The 21394-nt window shown below is 61.4% G+C and carries 10 protein-coding genes and 1 pseudogene; 7 read left to right on the forward strand and 4 right to left on the reverse strand.

Going from position 1 to position 21394, the window contains the following annotated elements:
- Both HU762_RS24680 and HU762_RS24685 read left to right on the forward strand, forming a co-directional pair.
- Positions 1 to 7984: pseudogene (locus tag HU762_RS24680) on the forward strand (LapA family giant adhesin); the annotation flags it as partial.
- Positions 7985 to 8101: 117 nt separating this feature from the next.
- Positions 8102 to 8440 carry a tryptophan synthase subunit beta gene (locus HU762_RS24685; protein WP_186614004.1) on the forward strand — a complete coding sequence of 113 codons (339 nt, stop codon included), beginning with the start codon at positions 8102 to 8104 and terminating at the stop codon, positions 8438 to 8440.
- A 174-nt stretch (positions 8441 to 8614) separates the two neighbouring features.
- Here HU762_RS24685 and HU762_RS24690 read toward each other — a convergent pair whose 3' ends face one another.
- From HU762_RS24690 to lapG, 3 genes are all read right to left on the reverse strand, one after another.
- A complete protein-coding gene (locus tag HU762_RS24690) occupies positions 8615 to 8986 on the reverse strand; it encodes a DUF6124 family protein (RefSeq protein WP_186641335.1) in 372 nt (123 codons plus the stop codon).
- Positions 8987 to 9453: 467 nt separating this feature from the next.
- The gene (gene lapD, locus HU762_RS24695; protein ID WP_186641336.1) at positions 9454 to 11400 is read right to left on the reverse strand and encodes a cyclic di-GMP receptor LapD; all 1947 of its coding nucleotides are present in this window, start codon (positions 11398 to 11400) and stop codon (positions 9454 to 9456) included.
- A 14-nt stretch (positions 11401 to 11414) separates the two neighbouring features.
- Complete coding sequence (gene lapG, locus HU762_RS24700; RefSeq protein WP_186613998.1) at positions 11415 to 12107, reverse strand: cysteine protease LapG; 693 nt, start codon at positions 12105 to 12107, stop codon at positions 11415 to 11417.
- Between the two features lie 202 nt (positions 12108 to 12309).
- Between lapG and HU762_RS24705 the strand changes: the two genes are divergently transcribed.
- The 5 genes from HU762_RS24705 to HU762_RS24725 all read left to right on the forward strand — a co-directional run bounded on the left by HU762_RS24705 (position 12310) and on the right by HU762_RS24725 (position 19317).
- On the forward strand, positions 12310 to 12990 hold the full coding sequence (locus tag HU762_RS24705) for a GntR family transcriptional regulator (protein WP_186641337.1): 681 nt from the start codon (positions 12310 to 12312) through the stop codon (positions 12988 to 12990).
- A gap of 689 nt (positions 12991 to 13679) precedes the next feature.
- Complete coding sequence (locus HU762_RS24710; RefSeq protein ID WP_186641339.1) at positions 13680 to 14456, forward strand: DUF3050 domain-containing protein; 777 nt, start codon at positions 13680 to 13682, stop codon at positions 14454 to 14456.
- Positions 14453 to 15385, forward strand: a complete 933-nt coding sequence (locus tag HU762_RS24715; protein WP_186641341.1) for a diiron oxygenase — start codon at positions 14453 to 14455, stop codon at positions 15383 to 15385. The genes HU762_RS24710 and HU762_RS24715 overlap by 4 nt, the downstream gene beginning before the upstream one ends.
- Positions 15386 to 15395: 10 nt before the next feature.
- Complete coding sequence (locus HU762_RS24720; RefSeq protein WP_186641343.1) at positions 15396 to 18821, forward strand: non-ribosomal peptide synthetase; 3426 nt, start codon at positions 15396 to 15398, stop codon at positions 18819 to 18821.
- Between the two features lie 31 nt (positions 18822 to 18852).
- Positions 18853 to 19317: an SRPBCC family protein gene (locus HU762_RS24725; protein WP_186641344.1), complete on the forward strand. Its 465-nt coding sequence runs from the start codon at positions 18853 to 18855 to the stop codon at positions 19315 to 19317.
- 156 nt (positions 19318 to 19473) lie between these two features.
- On the opposite strand, the gene HU762_RS24730 is transcribed toward HU762_RS24725, so the two are convergent.
- The gene (locus HU762_RS24730; RefSeq protein ID WP_186641346.1) at positions 19474 to 21354 is read right to left on the reverse strand and encodes a methyl-accepting chemotaxis protein; all 1881 of its coding nucleotides are present in this window, start codon (positions 21352 to 21354) and stop codon (positions 19474 to 19476) included.
- Positions 21355 to 21394: the final 40 nt, after the last annotated feature.

Consider the following 21394-nt stretch of genomic DNA (forward strand, 5'->3'; position numbering starts at 1 on the left):
CGCGGTCGGCAACGATGTGTACCAAGGCCCAACCACCGTCACCGAAAGCATCAGTACCGCCACTGGTGGCAACCTCGAGGCTATCGCTCCGAACACGACTCCGGTCAGCACTATCGTCAGCGATGTCGACGACACCACTACCGTGACGTTGACCGCCACACCGACCGTGAACGAAAACGGCACCATCACCTACACCGCAACCCTGACCGGTGCCGACGGCAAACCCGTCACCGCACAAAACGGTCCGGTCACCGTGACGCTGGAAAGCGGTAAAACCATCACCATCGCAGCCGGTGCAAGCTCGGGTGCGTTGGATGTCGCGGTCGGCAACGATGTGTACCAAGGCCCAACCACCGTCACCGAAAGCATCAGTACCGCCACTGGTGGCAACCTCGAGGCTATCGCTCCGAACACGACTCCGGTCAGCACTATCGTCAGCGATGTCGACGACACCACTACCGTGACGTTGACCGCCACACCGACCGTGAACGAAAACGGCACCATCACCTACACCGCGACCCTGACCGGTGCCGACGGCAAACCCGTCACCGCACAAAACGGTCCGGTGACCGTTACCCTGGACAGCGGCAAGACCATCACCATCGCAGCCGGTGCAAGTTCCGGCGTCTTGGACGTAGCCGTCGGCAACGACGTGTACCAAGGCCCGACGACAGTTACCGAGTCGATCAAAGATGCATCCGGTGGCAACCTCGAAGCCATCGCACCGAACACCGCTCCGGTCAGCACCGTCGTTAGTGATGTCGATGACACCACCACGGTGACCTTGACTGCGACTCCGACCGTGAATGAAAACGGCACCATTACCTACACTGCGACCCTGACCGGTGCCGACGGCAAACCCGTCACCGCGCAAAACGGTCCGGTGACCGTGACGCTGGAAAGCGGCAAGACCATCACCATCGCCGCCGGTGCAAGCTCGGGGGCGTTGGATGTCGCGGTCGGCAACGATGTGTACCAAGGCCCAACCACCGTCACTGAGTCGATTGCCTCGGCATCGGGCGGTAATTTGGAAGCCATCGCTCCAAACACCGCGCCAGTCAGCACCGTGGTCAGCGATGTCGATGACACCACCACGGTGACGTTGACCGCCACTCCGACCGTGAACGAAAACGGCACCATCACTTACACCGCCACCCTGACCGGTGCCGACGGCAAACCGGTCACCGCACAGAACGGTCCGGTGACTGTGACGCTGGACAGCGGCAAGACCATCACCATCGCTGCCGGCGCAAGCTCGGGCGTGCTGGATGTGGCTGTCGGCAACGACGTATACCAAGGCCCAACGACGGTTACCGAATCGATTGCCTCGGCATCAGGCGGCAACCTCGAAGCCATCGCACCAAACACCGCTCCGGTCAGCACCATCGTCAGCGATGTCGACGACACCACTACCGTGACGTTGACCGCTACACCGACCGTGAACGAAAACGGCACCATCACCTACACCGCAACCCTGACCGGTGCCGATGGCAAACCGGTCACCGCGCAAAACGGTCCGGTTACCGTCACGCTCGAAAGCGGCAAGACCATCACCATCGCCGCCGGTGCAAGCTCGGGTGCGTTGGATGTCGCGGTCGGCAACGATGTTTACCAAGGCCCAACCACCGTCACTGAGTCGATTGCCTCGGCATCGGGCGGTAATTTGGAAGCCATCGCTCCAAACACCGCTCCGGTCAGCACTGTTGTTAGCGATGTCGATGACACCACCACGGTGACATTGACCGCCACTCCGACCGTGAACGAAAACGGCACCATCACCTACACCGCCACCCTGACCGGTGCCGACGGCAAACCGGTCACCGCACAGAACGGTCCGGTGACTGTGACGCTGGACAGCGGCAAGACCATCACCATCGCTGCCGGCGCAAGCTCGGGCGTGCTGGATGTGGCTGTCGGCAACGACGTATACCAAGGCCCAACGACGGTTACCGAATCGATTGCCTCGGCATCAGGCGGCAACCTCGAAGCCATCGCACCAAACACCGCTCCGGTCAGCACCATCGTCAGCGATGTCGACGACACCACTACCGTGACGTTGACCGCCACACCGACCGTGAACGAAAACGGCACCATCACCTACACCGCGACCCTGACCGGTGCCGACGGCAAACCCGTCACCGCACAAAACGGTCCGGTGACCGTTACCCTGGACAGCGGCAAGACCATCACCATCGCAGCCGGTGCAAGTTCCGGCGTCTTGGACGTAGCCGTCGGCAACGACGTGTACCAAGGCCCGACGACAGTTACCGAGTCGATCAAAGATGCATCCGGTGGCAACCTCGAAGCCATCGCACCGAACACCGCTCCGGTCAGCACCGTCGTTAGTGATGTCGATGACACCACCACGGTGACCTTGACTGCGACTCCGACCGTGAATGAAAACGGCACCATTACCTACACCGCCACCCTGACCGGTGCCGGCGGCAAGCCGGTCACCGCACAAAACGGTCCGGTCACCGTGACGCTGGAAAGCGGTAAAACCATCACCATCGCAGCCGGTGCAAGCTCGGGTGCGTTGGATGTCGCGGTCGGCAACGACGTGTACCAAGGCCCAACCACCGTCACCGAAAGCATCAGTACCGCCACTGGTGGCAACCTCGAGGCTATCGCTCCGAACACGACTCCGGTCAGCACTATCGTCAGCGATGTCGACGACACCACTACCGTGACGTTGACCGCCACACCGACCGTGAACGAAAACGGCACCATCACCTACACCGCGACCCTGACCGGTGCCGACGGCAAACCCGTCACCGCACAAAACGGTCCGGTGACCGTTACCCTGGACAGCGGCAAGACCATCACCATCGCAGCCGGTGCAAGTTCCGGCGTCTTGGACGTAGCCGTCGGCAACGACGTGTACCAAGGCCCGACGACAGTTACCGAGTCGATCAAAGATGCATCCGGTGGCAACCTCGAGGCTATCGCTCCGAACACCGCGCCAGTCAGCACCGTGGTCAGCGATGTTGACGACACCACTACCGTGACGTTGACCGCTACGCCGACCGTGAATGAAAACGGCACCATTACCTACACCGCGACCCTGACCGGTGCCGACGGCAAACCCGTCACCGCGCAGAATGGTCCGGTGACCGTCACGCTCGACAGCGGCAAAACGATCACCATTGCTGCGGGCGCAAGCTCGGGGGCGTTGGATGTCGCGGTCGGCAACGATGCTTACCAAGGCCCAACCACCGTCACTGAGTCGATCAAAGATGCATCCGGTGGCAACCTCGAAGCCATCGCGCCAAACACCGCTCCGGTCAGCACTGTGGTTAGCGATGTCGACGACACCACCACGGTAACGTTGACCGCTACGCCAACTGTGAATGAAAACGGCACCATCACCTACACCGCAACCCTGACCGGTGCCGACGGCAAGCCCGTCACCGCACAAAACGGTCCGGTGACCGTTACCCTGGACAGCGGCAAGACCATCACCATCGCTGCCGGCGCAAGCTCGGGTGTGTTGGATGTCGCGGTTGGCAATGACGTGTACCAAGGCCCAACCACCGTCACCGAGTCGATCAAAGATGCATCCGGTGGCAACCTCGAAGCCATTGCTTCGAACACCGCCCCAGTTAGCACCATCGTCAGCGATGTCGACGACACCACTACCGTGACGTTGACCGCTACACCGACCGTGAACGAAAACGGCACCATCACCTACACCGCAACCCTGACCGGTGCCGACGGCAAACCCGTCACCGCGCAAAACGGTCCGGTGACGGTCACGCTCGAAAGCGGCAAGACGATCACCATCGCCGCCGGTGCAAGCTCGGGTGCGTTGGATGTCGCGGTCGGCAACGATGTTTACCAAGGCCCAACCACCGTCACTGAGTCGATTGCCTCGGCATCGGGCGGTAATTTGGAAGCCATCGCACCAAACACCGCTCCGGTCAGCACTGTCGTCAGCGATGTCGACGACACCACCAGCGTGACGCTGACCGCCACACCGACCGTGAACGAAAACGGCACCATCACTTACACTGCCACCCTAACCGGTGCCGACGGGAAACCCGTCACCGCACAGAACGGCCCGGTGACCGTGACGCTGGACAGCGGCAAGACCATCATCATCGCAGCCGGCGCAAGCTCGGGGGCGTTGGATGTCGCGGTTGGCAACGATGTCTACACCGGCGCGCCGTCCATCACCGAGACGATCAAATCGGCATCCGGCGGCAATCTCGAAGCCATCGGTATCGACAAGACCGGCGCGTCGACGGCCGTGGGTGACACGGTCGACAACACCACCGTCAGCATCACCGGCAGCACGTCGGTCACCGAAGGCCAGGCGGCCACGTACACCGTCAGCCTGACGAACCCGGCGCAAACCGAGGTGACGCTCAAGATCGTCTACAGCGGCACCGCCGCCGACGGCACGGACTTCACCGGCGTCTACACCGTGAAGATCCCGGCCAGCGCCACCAGCGCGACCTTCAACGTGGCGACGCTGGACGACAAGATCACCGAAGGCACGGAAAACTTCGTGGTCAAGATTGACTCGGCTACCGGTGGCAACTTCGAGCACTTGGCGGTCAGCGGCACCAACGGCAGCGTCAGCACCTCGATCATCGACAACGATGCGCCGCCGGTACTCGACCTGGACGCCAACAACTCCAGCGGCAAGACCGGCGCCGATTATCAAGTGACGTTCACTGAAGGCACCACCGGCCCGGGCGTATCGATTGCCGACACCGACCTGAAAATCACCGACCCGGACAGCACCATGCTGACCGGCGCCACCATCGTGCTGACCAACCGTCAGCCTGGCGATCATCTGAACCTGGGCAATAGCGTCAACGGCATCAGCATCAACGCCAACAGCACCGACGGCAAAGTCGTCCTGACGCTGACAGGCAATGCAACGCTGGCCGACTACATGCAGCAGATCAAGAACATCAGTTTCATCAACAACAGCGAAGATCCGAGCACCGTACCGCGCGTCATCACCGTGACAGTGACCGACGGCGCAAGCTACTCCAACACCGCCACCACCACCGTGAACGTGGTCGGGGTCAACGACGCACCCGTAGCCACCGGTGGCGCGGTGACCGGTACCGAAGACACTTCACTGGTCCTCGGCTGGTCGACGTTCGGCATCAGCGACGTGGACAGCGCCGCCACCAGCCAGGGCGTGAAAATCACCGGGCTGCCGGGTGACGGCAAATTGCAGTACCTGGACGGCGCAACCTGGAAGGACGTGGCCAACAACCAGACCTTCAGCAAGGCGGACATCGACGCTGGCAAGCTGCGCTTCACCCCCGATGCCAACGAATCCGGTGCCAATGGCAACCCGGCCGGCGTGGGTAATCAAAAGGCCGACTACGCGCAAATCAGCTTCCAGCCAACCGACGGCCAGACGCTAGGCAATACCGGCACTGTGAAGATCGACATCACCCCGGTCGCCGACGCACCGAGCCTCAACGTGGCCGGCAACAACGTGACCTCCACCGGTTTGATCAAGGAAGTCTGGACCGGCCTGTCCGGCCTGGGCACCGACGGCAACGGCGCGCCGTCCGGCACGCTCAAGTCGGTGATCGATGCCGCCGGCACGCCGAACAGCAGCACCAATGTGAGCAACGTTCAGAACGACAGCAACGTCAACGCAGGCACCGCGTCGAAAACCTCGGGCCTGATTTTCCTGGAGGCCGGCAAGACCTACACCTTCAGCGGCACCGGTGATGACAGCCTGCTGGTGACGATTGGCGGCAAGGACGTGGCGGGTATCACCTGGGGCGCGGGTGGCAAGTTGAACGGTTCGTTCACGCCGACCACCAGCGGCTACTACACCCTGGACATCTACCACCACAACCAGACCGGCCCGGGCAGCTATGACGTGAACCTGTCGGTCAACGGCAGCACGCCCGTGGACCTGAGCAGCGCCGGCGTACCGCTCTATACCGGCGTGACCGACCTGGTGAATGCCGGCGTGTCCGTCTCCGACCTGCACGGCACCAATGGCGAAGGCTACTACGACGGCTTCAAGCTCAACGAAGGCGCCGAAGGCGGCAGCGTGAACCTGTCGAAGATCACCACCGCCCTGACCGACACCGACGGCTCCGAAAGCCTGAGCGTGAAGATTGGCGGCATGCCGGAAGGCAGCGTGCTGAGCGACGGCGCAGGCCACACCGCGACCGTGGGCGCCAACGGCGAAGCCTCGGTCTCTGGCTGGAACCTGGGCAGCCTCAACCTGACGCCACCGACCTACTTCAATGGCCAGATCAACCTGACCGTGACCTCGACCTCCACCGAAGCCCTCGGCGGATCGGCCGTGACCACCGCGCAAATCCCGGTGACGGTGCACCCGGCGGTCTACAACGCCACCACCGCCACTTCCGGCAGCGACAACGTCACCGGTACCGACGGCAACGACATCGTGGTCGCCGACATCGGTGGGCTGACCGTGGTGCCAGGGGTCAACTACAACATCGCCTTCATGGTCGACAGCTCCGGCAGCATGAGCGACTCGTCCATTGCAGCGGCGAAGGCCTCGCTGACTTCGGTGTTCAGCACCCTCAAGCAGAGCCTGGGCAGTAACTCCGGGACGGTGAATATTTTCCTGGCGGACTTCGACAGCCAGGTGAACAGCACGGTCTCGGTCAACCTCAAAGACTCGAACGCCTTGACCTTGCTCAAGGGCCTGCTCGATTCGATGGTGTCCGGTGGCGGTACCAACTATGAAGACGTGTTCAAGACCACGGCGAACTTCTTCAAGAGTACCGAAGCCCTGAACAATACCGGGGCGAAGAACCTCACGTATTTCATTACCGACGGCAAGCCGACCTACTACCAGACCGAAGAACAGGGCAACCCAACGCTCTACGGCACCGTCAAGCTTGATGACGTCCTGAGCGCGGCCAACTACAGCGCTGGCAAGTACTACACCCAGACGATCGACAGCACGCACAAGTACACCATCTACGAAAACGGCGAGATGTATCTGTCGACCAAAAGCGGCAAGAAATGGATCGACAGCTATGTGGGCACGGTGCATGCCGAGGGCAATGGCACCTTCGAAGTGTCGAAACAGGGCGGCACCGGTTATGGCGACTACTGGAACTATGTAGATTCAGCGGCGGGCTCGACCGATAGCTTCACGCTGCTCAAGGGTTTGAGCACCGTCGAAGCCATCGGCCTGAACAGTGATGTGACCCTGAACGATCTCAAGCCGTACGATTCGGACTCGTCACCACAGACCAACATCGACCCGAACAACCTGGCCAATTCGATCATTGGCCACACCGAAGCGACCCTGCCAGGTGCCGACACGGTCAATGGCGCGGATGGCAACGACATTCTGTTCGGCGACCTGGTGAGTTTCAACGGCATTGCCGGTGAGGGTTACCAGGCCATCCAGTCGTTCGTGGCCCAGCAAAGCGGCGTGGACGTCAGCAAGGTCACCACCAGCAATGTGCATCAGTACATCACCGAGCACTACACCGCGTTCGATGTGTCCGGCGCACATGACGGCAACGACACCCTGCTGGGCGGCGCCGGTAACGACATCATTTTCGGCCAGGGCGGCAACGACCTGCTGGATGGCGGCAAGGGCAATGACATCCTGCTCGGTGGCAGCGGCAACGACATCCTGGGCGGCGGCAAGGGCAACGACACCCTGATCGGTGGCCTGGGCGGCGATACCTTTGTCTGGAAGTCCGGCGACACCGGCAATGATGTGATCAAGGACTTCAAGGCCGCCGACGGTGACCGGATTGACCTGCGGGACCTGTTGCAGGGCGAAACCGGCAGCACCATCGACCACTTCCTGAAAATCAGCACGGTCGATGGCGTGTCTTCTCTGCAAGTCAGCACCACCGGCCAGTTCAACGCGGCCAACGGTGCGGCAGCGACGCCAGACGTGACGATCAAGCTGGAAGGCAACAACTGGTCGAACATCAACCTGAACTCGCTCATCGCCGGCAGTGATCCGACCATCAAGATCGATCACAACAACAGCTGAACCTGACAGCGTCCCATGCGAGAGAGCCAGCTCCCTCGCATGGGATAAGTGTTCATAATCCCCACAGTTGGCCTATGCTGCCCAGCATGACGCCGCTTCATACATGAGGGATGCCCGATGTTTTATGTGCAACGCGATGCACAAGGCCTGCTGGTGCGCGTCGAAGCCACCGCTTATGCCGAGGCCACCGAGACCTTGCCGGCCGACAACCACGAGATTCAGGACTGGTTCGCCAACCAGGCCGTAGAGAACAGCCTCAAGCAACTCAAGCAAAGCGACCTGGAGATGATCCGGGTACTCGACGACTTGATCCAGGTCCTGACCGCTAAAGGCGTCATCCGCGTCACCGACCTGCCAGCAGCGGCCCAGGCCAAGCTGATGGACCGCAACCAGGCGCGGGAAGCGCTGGGTGGGTTGAGTCGGTTGATCGATGATGACGAGAAAGGGTTGATCTAGCCTGTCACCCGGGCTGACGCCATTCCAAGCAGTACACAGCACCTGTGGCGAGGGAGCTTGCTCCCGCTGGCCTGCAAAGCAGGCCCCTGCATTTCTCCAGGTTGACCACATTGCCCGGTTCTGCGACTGCTGCGCAGCCGAGCGGGAGCAAGCTCCCTCGCCACAGGTTCTGCGTCAGCCCGACGCTTGAACCTCCAGCCGATCCATCGCCCGCTCCACCAACAGGTGCACCCCGTCGGCCATTCGACTGATCGCCAGGATCACGCTGCGGCGTGAGCCGTCGACGTCATCCGCCAGGTCGGCCGCGATGGCGCTGATGGACAACAAGTCTTCGGAGGCATTGGCCAGGAGGGTTTCGGTGTCGATGTCTGGAGAGACCATGAAAAGCTGGGCGGTTTGGGGTTTCCCCGAGGCTTTATCGGTTGGTTTGGGATTGAGGTAGTAGTCGAGGGCGCGTTCGGCGGCTTCGTCGAGTTTTTTGGACTTCGCTGATTTGCTAGAGGTTTTGCCAGGGTTTCCTGGCGGATTTGGAGTTATTTTGAACATGTCGTGAAGCTCCATCTGTAGAAGTGGAACCGACACCGTTCGCTTGCACGCAAATGAGGTGGCAGCTGTACGCAGGTGTGCAAGACCGGGCAGACGGAACCCCGGCAGACTCCTTCTTGCGAAGAAATCTCCCACGCACAACCGCCATAAAGCGCTTGCGCGTCGTCTTTTAACCGGCTTGCACGCCAGTGTCACCGTTTTTTCGGTGACAAGCTCAGACTAGCCATGAGACAGACGCCGGACAAGTTCACCAAGTTCGCTACAACTTGAAGGAAATCTCCTAGGATTTTGCTTTCAGAAAAGGGTGTATATCCGTTTCTGCGGTAACGGCTACTGGCGGTTCCGCTCTTACAGCGGGTCACTTTTGGAAGAGCGCCAAAAAAAGTGAGTCGCCGTCAGGGCGAAACCCTAAGTCGCCGTTACCGCAGCAATGGATATGTACTCAGTCAGAAGGATAAAAGACCGCCTCACCCCCAACGCTTAGGCTCCCCAACCAACTGCCCCTGCACCCCAAACAACCCCATCTCCCGAATCACCGCCAACTCCCCCTCCGTCTCAACCCGCTCAGCAATCAACGGCAGATCAATACTGTGAGCAGCCCGCTGAATAGCCTCGATAAACAGACGTTTGTCACTTTCCTGATCAATGGCACGAATATAACTGCCATCGATCTTCAGGTAAGCCAACCCCAGTCGTGACAGGTTGCCGATCATGCTGAAGCGCCCACCAAAACGCTGCAGGCTCAGGGAGAAACCGAGCTCGCGCAACTGCCGGGTCAATTGCTCCAGCACCGCTTGCTCCGGCAGTTGCTCTTCACCAATCTCCAGGGTCAGGCGCGACCCAAGGTTGGAATGCGCCCGCAGGATCTCAAAGATCTTGTTCAGCGCCTGCGGATCGGCCAAGGTCGCCGAAGACAGGTTCAACGCCAGGGACTGCTCATGCCCGGCCATTTGCTTGAGCACCTGTTCGAGCATCAGACGGTCCAGGCGCGCGGTCCAGCCAAAGCGCTCTAGCCACGGCAGGAAACGTCCGGCGGGAATGGTCTGGCCTTGTTCATCCAACAACCGCGACAGCACTTTGTAATGCAACACCACATCGGTGTCCTGGGTAGCCACCACCGGTTGGAAATACAGCTCGAAGCGCTGGTTGCCCAAGGCCTGGTCGAGCAGGTTGTGCCAGGCATGGTGATCATCGCCGACACTCGCCGAGGCGCTGTGATCCAGGCAAGCCCAGCCCGGTTCGCCCTGGCTTTCGGCCTGGGCCAGGGCCTGGTCGCCGAGCTGGAGCACCGCTTGCGGCGAGTCGCCATGAACGAACGGCGCCAGGCCGATGGAAGCCACCGAGGCCACGTCGGTCGCGCCGGTGGCGTGCAGGCTCGCCAACGCGCTTTCCAGGTTTTGCGCCAGTTGCAGCGCCTCCTCGCGCACCAGCCCCGGCGCCAGCACCGCGAACTCACCGCCGCGGATGCGTGTCACCAGGTTATGGGTTTCCGGATAGCGGGCGCATTCACGCAACAGCTGCTCGCCCACGGCCTTCAGCAATTGGTCAGTGCGCTGCCCGCCCAGCCGCTGGTTCAAACCGGCCAGGTCCTTGACCCGTAGCAACAGCAGATAGCCGGAACTGGCCTGCTCCGGATTGCTCACCCGGGCATGCAATTGCATTTCGAAATACCGTCGATTGGCCAGCCCAGTGAGGTTGTCCTGGTAGGACTCGACCCGCAGCTTCTCGCTGCGCTCAGCCTGTTCCTGGAACAGTGCCTTGAGCTTCTCGACCATCTGGTTCATTGCTTGCACCACCCGACGCAGCTCTGGGGTGCGCGGCAGCTCCGGCAGGCTGAGGAATTCACGACGGGCGATGGCGTGGGACTGGTGCACCATGTAATCCAACGGCTTGAGCTGACGACGCAACAGCAAGGCGCCGAGCACCGCGCTCACGGCGCCGCACAGCAGCAACCAACCCAGGCTGCCCAGCGCGCTCTGCCACAGCTTGGCAAGGGCGAACATCGGATGGCTGACCACCTCGACCCGCGCCGCCTGCTCCCAACCACGGCTGACGATCGCATCGCCGCCAGCCGGTTCAAGGCCAATAAGCCTGATGAACCATTGCGGGACGCTGCCGGCGTCCGGCGTGCCAGTGCGCTCGGCCAGGGTCCTGTCGGTGGCCACGTCGATCACGCGGATGCTCGCGTAGTAACCGCTGTCGAAGATCGAGCTGACCATCAACTCGACCATCGCCGGATCGTCGATGTTCGGCGTCAGCGACAGTGCGAGCGCCGTGGCCGCGTCCTGGGCATGGGAGCGCAACTGATTGACGTACTGGGTCCGCGAGCTCTCCAGGCTGACCATGAAGCTGCCGCTGAAGGCAACCACCAGGAACAGACAAATAGCGATCAACAGCTGTTTGAACAAGGACATCTGAGCGCGCGCTCCTAGTTAGTCGTCTCGACCGGAAAACCTTCGGCCTGCATTTTTTTCAACACATCCTGCCACCGGGACAGGCGCTTGGTGTCACCCACTTTCTTGTTGCCCTTGGCGCCCGGCAGCCACAGCCCTTCGGCATTGAAAGAGTAGACCGGGAGCAAGTCGGTTCGCTGGCTGGCCGGCTGGATGCCGTCGATCAGGCTGTCGAGCACCAGCGGCATGGCGTCGGGGGTGGCGTAATACGTGAGCACCATGTGCGCACGGTTCTGCCGCAACGCCTTGACGTAGGTGATACGCAGCTTGTCACTGGACACCCCGAGGTGACGCAGGCTGAAATACTTGGCGATGGCGTAGTCTTCACAATCGCCGGCGCCCTTCCACAGGGCCTGGATCGGCGTTTCCCAATAGTCGACCTCACGCCACAGGTCGATGTCCTCCACGTAGCGCACCTGTTTGTTGAAAAACAGGTTCACCACCTTGAGCTGTTCCAGCTCCGGGATCTGTTTCTGGGTCGCCAGCAATTGCTGCCACGCGTCGATCCGCTGCTGCCCTTCGCCCAACGGTCCATATAACGCTTGCGCCCGCCGGCTGATCTGCGCAAAGTCCCAGTCGGCTCGCAAGCCGCCCAGCATCAGGCCGGCCAGCAGCAATGCCGTACACAGCCAGCGCAAGGACCTGAGGACCGGGAAAGGTGCAGCCAAGGGAAATAAGTCCGAAAAGGGCCGTTGGAAAATTCGTTGGATGGTGAAGCCTGGCCCGGCAAAAGACAATGGCAGGTTGCAATCACCACAAGCAGACTAAACTTTAGTTCAGGAACCGGGGCCGCGAGATTTTGACGGCTTGGCAATCTGTAACTAATGTTGGCTTGGATCCAATTTCGTTACTACCAGTCAGGGTGTTGTCGTGACGCAGAAGCCCAAACCGTTAAGCACAATCCAGGTCAACGGACCTATTCCCGCTGCGCAGGCCCGCGCCGTCATCGAAAGCTCCCTGCGCGAAGCCATTCTCGACGGCCGCCTGCCCAGCGGCACCGCGTTGCGCCAGCAGGAGCTGGCCGACCTGTTCGGCGTCAGCCGCATGCCGGTGCGCGAGGCATTGCGTCAGCTTGAGGCGCAATCGTTGCTCAACGTGGTCCAGCACAAGGGCGCGGTGGTGGCTCCGCTGATCACCAGCAGTGCGGTCGAGACCTACGCCTTGCGTTCGGTCCTGGAGAGCTTCGCCCTGCGCCTTTCCATTCCGCTGCTCGATGACAACGACTTGGCAATGGCCGCCCACTACATCGAGCAGCTGGAAACCCAGGCCGATCACGCCGAGATCGCCAGGCTCAATCGGCTGTTCCATATGTCGCTTTACCACCGGGCGCCCAACGCCAAGCTGCTTGACCTGGTCGAGCACGAGCTCAATGAAGAAGAGCGCTTCCTGCGCTTTCATCTGTCGTCCATGGGCCTGGGCAAGCTGACCCAGGACGACCATCATGCAATGCTCGCCGCTGCGGCAGCCAAAGACATCGCTCAAGCGGTTTACCTGCTGGAGCAGCATCTGGAAAAAGCGTCCATCACGATGCGCCAATACCTGAATCAGTAAGCGAAACGCTCCCCTATGCGCCGGCCCCGAGCCGGCGTAGCACTTTCTTACACATCCTTCCTACAGCTCAGATTGCCCGCCCGGCACGGCCTCACCGCGGCGGCGATCCGTCTCGACATCAGTTCAATGGAACTGCTATCGATTTGGGCTCACTCTTGCGTTTATCGATTCGAAAAAAGACCTGAAGAAGTCAGCGCCTGGCTGCAAGCCAAGCGAATCGAAACCACCTCGCAAGGAGCGTCGCCCACTGGCGGAAAGACCCGGAAGTCCGACCGGTCTCCCGCCCATAAAACACCAACTTCTTTATTCCCCCGATCCCTGAAGTGCTCCGAGCGAGGCATTCGTTCGAACCATTCGATTCTGATAGTTATAAATCGGAAGGAGCAACTTCGCCCCAATAAAACTTACAGCAAGAGTTTTAATTAGCCTCTTCGCGCCGAATAAATACCCAACTTCAAATAATTAAAAAATAACTTGCAGAGCGTTTGATACATGCACTAACTTTTTATTTGTCGAGTTGCTATCGACCGCTCCAGCGCTTGGCAAACCACGCCCGACACGGCACAACAGAGCGAATCGCGCGCCAAAAAGCATTATCAAGAAAACATGGATTCCGGTTCAGGCCCCTGCTCGCCCTGGTAAACAAGGCGAGCAACTTCCGGACAAATATCATTGATGAGGACGTTTCAATGCAGCCAACCAAAGAGCAACTTTCCCTGAAAAAGCACGAACTTGGCCAGCACCCGGTCTTTTCTGAAATAACATCAATCGACCTGTTGCGCCGTTTTATGGAAAGTCATGTTTTTGCCGTGTGGGATTTCATGTCACTGACCAAACGCCTGCAACGGGAACTGACCTGCACTCATCTACCGTGGCTGCCGCCGGCCGACCCGCATGCGGCGCGCTTGATCAACGAAATCGTCTTGGGTGAAGAGTCCGACGACCGTCCCGGCGCGGGCTATTGCAGCCATTTCGAACTGTACCTGGACGCCATGCGCGAGGTCGGCGCGGACACCCGGGCGATTGAGCAATTTATCGCCCTGCAACAAGAAGGCGTCAGCCCGGAAACCGCGCTGGACAGCGTCGAGGTAGAACCCGCCGCGGCGCGCTTCGTGCGCCAGACCCTGCACACCGCGCTTCATGCTCCGGCCCACAGCGTGGCCGCCGCATTCGTGCATGGTCGCGAAAGCGTCATCCCGCAGATGTTCCAGCGGATGCTGGACGCTTGGGGCATTGGCCTGGACCAGGCACCGACGTTTCGTTATTACCTGCAGCGGCATATCGAGGTGGACTCCGAAGACCACGGCCCGGCGGCGGAAAAACTGCTGGCACGGCTGATCGATGGCGACCCGCAGCGCGAGCACGAAGTCCTGGCCGCCGCCCTCGCTGCCGTCCACAGTCGCACGGCGCTGTGGGATGGCCTACGCCTGAGCATGACCCAGGCCGTTGCGCAGGTGACGCCATGAACGCCATTCAATATCAGTCCTTCGCCGATGCCTGGGAGAGCCGCGCCACGATCCGCACCCGTCCGCGGCGCCGGGTCGAAGACGACGACAAGCTGATCTTTCCCATGAGCCGCCAACCCATGGTGCACAGCCAGACCTTCCTGAGCCATTGCCCGCAGCTGCGTGATTTTGTCCTGGTGCAAAGCCTCTACAAATTTATCAACGACGTGGTGATTTTTGAAACGGAGCTGGTGGACCACACCGCCCGGCGCATCGCCAAGAACCGCTTCGGTATCGAGTTTCCGTTTGCCTGTCGCTACGACGCGATGACCGTGGTGGTGGATGAGGATTACCACGCACTGGTGGCGATGGACTTCATGCAGCAGACCATCGACATGACCGGCATCACGCCGATCCCGTTGCCCCAGCAGATCGAACTCAGCCGGGCGATTCCGGCCACGCTGGCGCGGGCGCCGGAGCATCTGCTCAGCGCTGTGGAACTGATTTGCATCGCCATCGCCGAGAACACCGTGACCAATGAGGTGGCGGCGTTTGCCCGGGACGATTCGGTCAAGGCCTCGATCAAGGGATTGATGGCCGACCACCTGCTGGACGAGGGCCGGCACTCGGGCTTCTGGACGCGGCTGGTGCAGATCTACTGGCGCACCGCGCCCGAAGAGGACCGCGAGGCGATTGCCCGCTTGATGCCTGGTTTCATCGCCGAGTACCTGGCCAGCGATCTGCAACAGGCGTTCGATTTCGAGTTGATCACGCACCTGCCCATCGACGAATCGGCGCGCCAGTCGCTGCGTGAAGACGCTGCCGCACTGGCCTATCCCATCAATCGTTTTCACCCACTGGTGGGCAACATCACGCGTTTCTTTCGCGGCAGCTCGATGCTGGCGTCACCGTGTGTGCGCGATGCCCTGGCTGATTACCTGACCCCATGAGGACCTTCCAATGAGACGCCTCGAAATTGCTGTGTCTGGCAAGAGCCAGGCCATGGCCGAACTGGCCCGGGAACTGGAACTGCACGGCCACGGTGTCGCGGATGCGCAAGCACTGACCGGCCACGGCGCGATCGACTTGTTGATCGACGACGGTACGGTGCCGTGCGCCCTTGAGGTCCGGTTTTGCCTTCAAGTGCGCGTGCTGCTCCAGGCCGTGCCCGGCCAGGCCTTGCCGCAGCCGGTGGTGCTGTTTCGCGACGGTGCGCAACGGCTGTTGGCCCAGGAACGAATCACAGCGCATTGCGACGGCAACGGCCAGTCTTTGCGCCTGCACGCCACGGCAGCGGTGGTGGAGCATGGCGCGCGGCTGGTCAGCCGGTTATCCCGTGAGGAAGCCGGCTTCGATCAATGGCCGACGGAACCGAGCGACCTTATCGACCAACCGCTTCACGGGCTCGACGCGCTGGAGCCGCTGGCCTTCGAGCACCGTCTCAATCAGCCCGCGGTGCCTTGGCTGCTGGCGGCCTCGGAGGTGCCGGTGATGCACAACATCGAGCAGCGCATGCTCGATGACGCGAAGCACCCCGCGTTGTGGGTCAACGGCCACGTCATCGACTACAAAGCCTTACGCAACACCGTGCTGCAGCTGCAGCAATCGATACTCGCCAGCCTGCCAAAGACAATCGGCCGCCCACAGGTGATCGGCGTGTGCCTGCCCAAGTCGGCGCAGCTGTATGCCGCGATCCTGGCGGTGCTGGGTTGCGGGGCGGTGTACCTGCCACTCGACCCGCAACATCCAGTGCAACGTCGGCGCTTCATCCTGGAAAACGCCAAGGCCGACCTGTTGCTGCACGACGGTGACGACGAACCGGGTGAGTCTGCAATACCGACGCTGGATGTCCGCCGACTGCCTTCGGCCAAGCCGGGCTTGCCGGCCTCGACAATCCGCCGCGTGGTGAATGCCGATGAACCGGCTGTGGCGATCTACACCTCCGGCACCACCGGCCAGCCCAAAGGCGTGCTGCTCAGCCACCGCAACCTCAGTCATTTCTGCGCCTGGTACGCCGACCATGTCGGGTTGCGACGCGACAGCCGTGCGTTGCAGTTTTCCACCATCAACTTCGACGCCTCATTGCTGGACCTCTTGCCGACCTTCATCCAGGGCGCGCTGCTGGTGGTGCCCAGCGAAGATCAGCGCCGCGATCCGCAACAGCTGGTGGCGTTGATTCGTGAGCAGCGCATCAGCCATGCCTTCCTGCCGCCCGCGCTGCTGAGCGTCATGCCCCTGGGCGCACCGTTGGGGCTGACACACTTGGTCACCGGCGGCGATGTCTGCGAACCCTTCGTCATCGAGCAGTTGGCGCCGCAGTGCCGGTTCCACAACATCTACGGCCCGACCGAAACCACCGTGCTGGCGACCACTCGGCAATTCGCCGTGGGGGATAACAACCGCAACCTGGGCGCACCCATCACCAACGCGCGGATGCTGATTCTGGATGAACATCTGCAACCGGTCGCACAAGGCACGCCCGGCGAACTGTATATCGCTGGGCCGGGGGTCGGCCTGGGGTACCTGAACGATCCGGCGCTGACCGCCAGCCGCTACCTCGACCTGACGCTGCCCACCGGACAAGCGTTGCGGGTCTATCGTACTGGCGACGTCGGCCAGTGGACCGGCGACGGGATCGAGCTGTGCGGTCGCCGCGACAACCAAGTGAAGATTCGCGGCTTTCGGGTCGAGCCCGAGGAGATCGAACATTGCTTGCGCGACAGTCAGCTGTTCCGTCAGGTGGCGGTGGGGGTCGATGAGCGCCGGCGAGTCCTGGCGTTCCTGGTCAACCCGGTGGACACAGCGCCCGGCGCGGCGCTCCAGGCCTTGCGCGAGCATGTGCAGGACACGCTGCCCAGCTACATGCACCCGGCGGCTTACATCGAACTGCCCAGCCTGCCCTACACCAGCAATGGCAAAGTCGATCGTCGGGCGCTGCTGGCAACGGCGGGCTCCGTCCAGGTCGGCAGCCAAGGGCGCCAGCCGCAAAACCCAGTGGAAACCCAGCTCCAGCAGCTGTGGGCCGAGCTGTTGGAATTGCCGGCCGAGGACATCGCCACTGACGAGAGCTTTTTCAACCTTGGCGGGCATTCGATCCTGCTGTCGCAATTGCTGCTGAGCATTCGCCAATCGTTCGGCCGCAGCCTGTCGATCAATCGCTTCATCGAAGCGCCGACGTTGATCACCCTGGCGAAGTTGCTCGACGGCCCGGAGCAAAGCGGCACCGCCACCCTCAGCCCCCAAGCGTTCATCGATGCCGAGGCCGAACTCAACCTCGATCCGCTGCCCATCAGCCAATGCGGTGACGTGCACAAAGTGCTGGTGACGGGCGCCAACAGTTTTCTCGGCGTGCACATCGTCGAGGCCTTGCTGGCATGGGGCGCCACCGAGGTGGCGTGTCTGGTGCGCGAATCCGGCGGGCAAAGCGCCGCCGAACGTTTCGCCCAGGCCCTGCGCGACAACCAGTTGGAGCATCTGGACCTGAGCCGGGTCAGCGTCTATGCCGCCGACATCACCCAGCCGCAACTGGGCTTGCCGGACGACATCTACCTGCGCATCGACAGCACGTTCGGCGCGTTGGTGCACAACGCCGCCCACGTCAACCATGTGCTCGACTACGAGTCCCTGGCGCGAGACAACGTTGAGCCAATCTTCGAATGCCTGCGCCTGTGCGAAGGGCGCAGCAAGAAGATCTTCAATTTCGTCTCGACGCTGTCGGCTTCCAGCGCACTGGATGCCGATGGCCAAGTCTTGGAGCAGCCGGCGGCCAAGACCCCTCCGATCTACATCAAGAATGGCTACAACCTGTCCAAATGGGTCGGCGAACGGATCCTGCAACGGGCGCGGGATCGCGGCGTGTGGGTCAATCTGTTCCGGCCTGGCAACATCAGTTTCAACAGCCAGACCGGGGTCTGCCAGCCCCACAAGAACCGGCTGATGCTGATGCTCAAGGGCTCGATCCAGCTCGGCCAGGTGCCGGACCTGTCGCTCAATTTCGACTTGATGCCGGTGGACTTCCTGGCTCGCTTCATCGCCTTCCACGCCAGCCGCTACCAGCCAACGCAAGCGGTGTTCAACCTGCACAACCCCGAACCCCTGAGCTGGGACGCGTATGTGGCGTCGTTCCGAGACAGTGGCCGGGAGTTTTCCCTGGTAAGCGTCGCCGACTGGCAGCAGCAGCTGGCGCGGGTCGATGCCGACAACGCGCTATTTGGCGTGCTGGGTTTTTACCTCAACGGTTTCGAGGAAGACATCGGCGACATCTCGCTCATTCGCCACGACAACGCCCGCTCCGGTGTGCGGCAGATGGGCGCGCGCTACCCGGAAAAGTCCCCGGCCCTCCTACGCCGTGGCGCTAATTATCTCAAAGCTATCGACTTCATCTGAAACATCCCAACCCAACGCAAGGAGCAAGACCATGAATGCATTCCAACCCGACACCCTGATCAAGAACCCCCACGCCTGCCACGTTGAAAGCACGATAGAAATACCGGCCGATGCGGCTCGCGTGTGGGACGTGGTGGGCGATTTCGGCGGGTTCAACCGTTTCATCCCCGCGCTGGCGCGCATCGAAATGACCGGAGAAGGCGTGAGATCGCTGCGCAAGAAGTTTTTCGTCGACGGACAGAACCTGGTCGTCGAACAACTCAACAGCCGCGACGACCAGGCCATGCACATGACCTGGACGCTGATCTACAACACCCTGGGCATCGACAACCTCTGGGCAGCGATGCGCGTCGAGCCTTTGGCGGACAACCGCTGCCGCGCCACCTGGACCATCATCGCCGACCACACCGACGCTCACACTCCGTCGGGCTTCAGGGATTTCCTGCAAGGGTTCGCCGATGAGGCGATGGGGAATGTGATGAAGATGTTCGCCTGATCATCCTCCTGGCTGATCGTCCCCACGCTCTGCGTCACATTCCAGAAGCGGAACGCGGAGCGTCCCTGGCGGCATTCCCACGCAGGAGCGCGGGAACGATCGAGCGAGGGAGCAAGCTCCCTCGCCACAGCGGATTGGGCTGGCTTGCGCCTGGGTTCAGATCTTGAAGCTGTCCACCAACTGCTTCAACCGGTTGGCCTGTTGTGACAAGGCGTCGCAATCCTTCAGGGTTTCGTTGAGGTTGGCGACGCTCTGCTGGTTCAGCAGGTTGATGTGGCTGACGTCCATGTTGAGGGTTTCCACCACGGCGGTCTGTTCTTCAGTCGCGGCGGCCACGGATTGGTTCATGCCGTCGATTTCGCCAATGCGCTGGGTCACGCTGACCAGGCGCAGGCCGGCCTGGTTGGCGACTTCCACGCTTTCTTCGCTGGAGACCTGGCTGGCGTTCATGGTGGTCACGGCTTCGCGAGAACCGACCTGCAGCGAGGTGATCATCTTGTGAATCTCTTCGGCGGATTCCTGGGTGCGGTGCGCCAGGTTGCGCACCTCATCGGCCACCACCGCAAACCCACGCCCGGCTTCACCGGCACGGGCCGCTTCGATGGCGGCGTTCAGGGCCAGCAGATTGGTTTGCTGGGAGATGCCCTTGATCACGTCCAAGATGTGGCCGATGTTGTCGGTGCTGGCGTTCAGGGTTTCGATCTGGGTGCACGACAAGCTGATTTGCTGCGACAGCTCGGTCATGGCCTGGATGGTTTTTTCCACCACCTGGCGACCGTCATCCGCCTGCTCGCTGGCGCCGCTGGCTTGTTGCGAGGCATCGGCGGCATTGCGGGCGATTTCCTGGGTCGCGGCGCCGAGCTGGTTGATCGCCGCAGCCACGCTGTTGGTCCGGGCGCTTTGCTCATCCGAGCCGACAAGCGAGGCGTTGGACGAAGTCATGACCCGTTGCGACAGATCATGCACTTGGCGGGTAGCGGAAGACACTTCGGCAATCGAGGCGTGGATACGCTCCACGAACTGATTGAACGAACTGCCCAACACGGCGAACTCATCCTTGCCCTGCACGACCAGGCGCCGGGTCAGGTCGCCTTCGCCCTGGGCGATGTCCTGCATGGCACGGCCCATGGTGGTCAGCGGACGCATCAACACCTGGATCAACAAGCTCAGCAGCAACGCAATCGCCGCCACCGCGACAAACATCGCGATCAGCGCGGACGTGCGGAAGTGGCTCAGCGGCGCGTAGGCCTTGGCCTTGTCGATCGACAGGCCGATGTACCACTCGGCGTTCGGCAAACCGGCGACCGGGGTGAACGACAGGATGCGGTCCTGCCCGTTCAGCTCGACTTCCTGGACGCCCTTGCCGATGCGCACTGGCGTGCCGGGGTAGATGTCCTTGAGGTTTTTCATCACTTGGTCTTTGTCCGGGCTGACGATGACTTGGCCATCGCCGCTGACCAGGAAGGCATGACCAATGCCGCCGAAATCCACGGAATTGATGATCTTCACCAAGGTTTCCAGGCTCAGGTCACCGCCCACCACGCCGAGCAGTTCACCGTTGTGCTTGACCGGCAGGGCGATGGTCACCACAAGGCCACCCACTGCCGCCAGGTAAGGCGGGGTCAGCATGGTTTTATCGGCGGCCACCGCCTGTTTGTACCAAGGACGCTGACGCGGATCGTAGCCGTCGGGCATCTTGGCGTCCGGACGCTGGGTGAAGACGCCAGTGTTCTGGCCTACATAAGTGAACTGGAAATTCGAGGTTAACGCCGGTTGATCGACCAGTCCTGGCAAATCGGCGGCAGCGCCCTGATGGGCAATGTTCTGCGCCAGGTTTTCCAGCACCAGGACCCGGCCAGTCATCCAGTTCTGGACGCTGCTGGCGGTCAGGTCACCGGATTGCTCGATAGAAGATTCGAGGCTGCGGCCGATGGTGTTGCGCTGCAGATAATCGTTGTAGAGCGTGAACAGAGCAAAAGCCAGAACCACCACACCAGAGGCGGCCAGGAGGATTTTGTGGCTGAATTTTAGATTCATGGACGGGGCTTCTTATGCAAAAAGTGAGGGTGCATTCCGT

Origin of the sequence: Pseudomonas sp. SWRI92 (genome assembly GCF_014268685.1) — a bacterium.
GTDB classification, from domain to species: Bacteria; Pseudomonadota; Gammaproteobacteria; order Pseudomonadales; family Pseudomonadaceae; genus Aquipseudomonas; species Aquipseudomonas marvdashtae.

Coding starts and splice junctions, on each gene's coding strand:
- HU762_RS24685 (WP_186614004.1), top strand. CDS start 8,102: ATGTTTTATGTGCAACGCGATGCACAAGGCCTGCTGGTGCGCGTCGAA.
- HU762_RS24690 (WP_186641335.1), bottom strand. CDS start 8,986: ATGTTCAAAATAACTCCAAATCCGCCAGGAAACCCTGGCAAAACCTCT.
- lapD (WP_186641336.1), bottom strand. CDS start 11,400: ATGTCCTTGTTCAAACAGCTGTTGATCGCTATTTGTCTGTTCCTGGTG.
- HU762_RS24710 (WP_186641339.1), top strand. CDS start 13,680: ATGCAGCCAACCAAAGAGCAACTTTCCCTGAAAAAGCACGAACTTGGC.
- HU762_RS24715 (WP_186641341.1), top strand. CDS start 14,453: ATGAACGCCATTCAATATCAGTCCTTCGCCGATGCCTGGGAGAGCCGC.
- HU762_RS24720 (WP_186641343.1), top strand. CDS start 15,396: ATGAGACGCCTCGAAATTGCTGTGTCTGGCAAGAGCCAGGCCATGGCC.
- HU762_RS24725 (WP_186641344.1), top strand. CDS start 18,853: ATGAATGCATTCCAACCCGACACCCTGATCAAGAACCCCCACGCCTGC.
- HU762_RS24730 (WP_186641346.1), bottom strand. CDS start 21,354: ATGAATCTAAAATTCAGCCACAAAATCCTCCTGGCCGCCTCTGGTGTG.